Origin of the sequence: Streptomyces boluensis, from assembly GCF_009908195.1 — a bacterium.
GTDB classification, from domain to species: Bacteria; Actinomycetota; Actinomycetes; order Streptomycetales; family Streptomycetaceae; genus Streptomyces; species Streptomyces boluensis.
The window spans coordinates 1-1,030 of sequence record NZ_JAAAHS010000741.1 but is presented as its reverse complement, the minus strand read 5'-3'; the positions used below and the strand labels follow the sequence as shown (position 1 = coordinate 1,030).

The window sequence follows — 1,030 nt, the reverse complement described above, 5'->3', positions numbered from 1 at the left end:
GTGCGGGGCCGGGGCTGGGCCACGCGGAGGCCGGTGTGGGGCCGGGTCACGCGGTGGTGGCCGGTGTGGGCGCCGTGGCGATGAGTGCGGCCAGCTCGGCCCGCTCCCGCGCGGTGAGGTCGGTGAGCGGCGGACGTACCGGTCCCGCCGGATGCCCGGCCGCGCTCATCCCGGCCTTCACGATGCTGACCGCGTACCCGGACTGCCGGTTGCGGAGGTCGGTGTAGGGCAGCACGAACTCGCTCAGGTGCTTCAGTACGGTGCCGTGGTCGCGGCGCCGGACGGCCGCGTAGAAGTCGAGGGCGAACTCGGGCAGGAAGTTGAAGATCGCCGACGAGTAGGTGGTGACGCCCAGTTCGAGGTACGGCAGCGCGTAGGTCTCGGCGGTCGGCAGGCCGCCGACGTAGGTGAGCCGGTCGCCGAGGCGCGCGTAGATCCGGGTCATGGCGTCGATGTCGCCTACGCCGTCCTTGTAGCCGACCAGGTTGGGGCAGTTGTCGGCGATCCTGGCCAGGGTGTCGGCGCGGTACACCGCGTTGGCGCGGCCGTACACGATGACGCCGAGCGAGGTCGCCCGGCAGACCGCCTCCACGTGCGCGGCCAGGCCCTCCTGCCCGGCTTCCGTGAGGTACGGCGGGAACAGCAGGATGCCGTCGGCGCCGGCCCGTTCGGCGGCCTGGGCGTACGCGACAGCCGTGCGGGTGCCGTACCCGGCCGGGGCGAGGATCGGGGTGCCCGCGGGCGCGGCGTCGACGGCGGCGGCCACGACACGCTCGGTCTCCGCGGCCGTGAGCGAGAAGAACTCGCCGGTGCCGCCCGCCGCGAAGAGGCCGCCGACCTCGTACTGGGAGAGCCGCTCGATGTGCTCGCGGTAGCCGCCCTCGTCGAATTCGAGGTCGGCGTCGAAGTGGGTGACGGGGAACGAAAGCAGTCCGGAACCGATACGCCGGGCCAGTTCCGCCGGAGTGGAGGACATCATGAGGTGCTGCTCCTGCGAGGTGGAATGAGAGAGGGGGAGGGGGAGATCGGG

At 72.4% G+C, this 1,030-nt stretch carries 1 protein-coding gene; it reads right to left on the bottom strand.

Annotated features, from left to right (window positions below; genetic code table 11):
• Positions 1 to 46: 46 nt before the first annotated feature.
• Positions 47 to 976 carry a 5-dehydro-4-deoxyglucarate dehydratase gene (kdgD, locus tag GUY60_RS37845; RefSeq protein ID WP_376771371.1) on the bottom strand — a complete coding sequence of 310 codons (930 nt, stop codon included), beginning with the start codon at positions 974 to 976 and terminating at the stop codon, positions 47 to 49.
• Between the last annotated feature and the right edge of the window lie 54 nt (positions 977 to 1,030).

What these genes read in the sequence shown, in the direction of transcription:
- kdgD (WP_376771371.1), bottom strand. Translation starts at nt 976, where the DNA reads ATGTCCTCCACTCCGGCGGAACTGGCCCGGCGTATCGGTTCCGGACTG.